This is a genomic window from Ancylomarina longa (genome assembly GCF_003996985.1).
GTDB classification, from domain to species: domain Bacteria; phylum Bacteroidota; class Bacteroidia; order Bacteroidales; family Marinifilaceae; genus Ancylomarina_A; species Ancylomarina_A longa.
Window position 1 is genome coordinate 1 of record NZ_RJJX01000093.1, and the last position, 898, is coordinate 898.

Sequence of the window (898 nt, forward strand, 5' to 3'; positions counted from 1 at the left end):
GGGGTGGTTACTTCAGCCGATGATGGGCTGTCTATCCCGGGAGTTTCAGTAATTGTAAAAGGTACAACCATCGGTACCACAACCGACTTCGATGGTAATTATTCCTTAAATGTTCCAGAAGGTGAAAAAACTTTGGTTTTTTCTTTTGTAGGTATGACCACTCAAGAGGTGGAAATTACTTCTGCAACTTTAAATGTAGTAATGGAATCTGAAACCATTGGAATGGATGAAGTTGTTGTTACTGCTATTGGTATTAAAAGATCAGAAAAAAGTTTAGGATATGCTGCCACCTCTGTAAAAGGTGACGATATTACTAAAGCTGCTCCAACAAATGCTCTTGAAGGAATTCAAGGTAAAGTTGCTGGTGTAAGTATTTCTTCTGCATCAGGTTCTCCAGGAGCATCTTCTAAGGTAATCTTAAGAGGTTATTCTTCAATCACAGGAAGTAATCAACCATTGTATGTTGTTGATGGTACTCCTGTTGATAACAGAAGACAAGGAGAAAATAGTTCTACTCGTTCTACTGACTTTGGTAATAATGCCAATGATATCAATCCAGATAACATTGAGTCTGTAACTATTTTGAAAGGTGCATCTGCAACTGCTTTGTATGGTTCTCGTGCTGCCAATGGTGTTATCATGATTACCACTAAAAGTGGTAAAGCAGGTAAAATGAAAGTGAATTATACTGGTTCATTTGAATTATCTACCCTTTAAGATTACCACAACTACAAAATGAGTTTGGTCAAGGATGGAGTGGTCACTTTGCATATGAAGAGAATGGTTCTTGGGGACCTAAATTAGATGGAGTTGTTCGTCCATGGGGGAATGTTGTGGACAACCAACAATTGTTAAAGCCTTTTAAAGCTCAGAAAGATAATTTGAAGGATTTCTATGA

1 protein-coding gene is annotated in these 898 nt (G+C 37.6%); it reads left to right on the forward strand.

Annotation, left to right across the window (positions count from 1 at the left end; genetic code table 11):
* Nucleotides 1-717, forward strand: a 717-nt coding sequence (locus DLK05_RS16545; protein ID WP_209319939.1) for a carboxypeptidase-like regulatory domain-containing protein, incomplete at its 5' end; no start/stop codon positions are given.
* Between the last annotated feature and the right edge of the window lie 181 nt (nucleotides 718-898).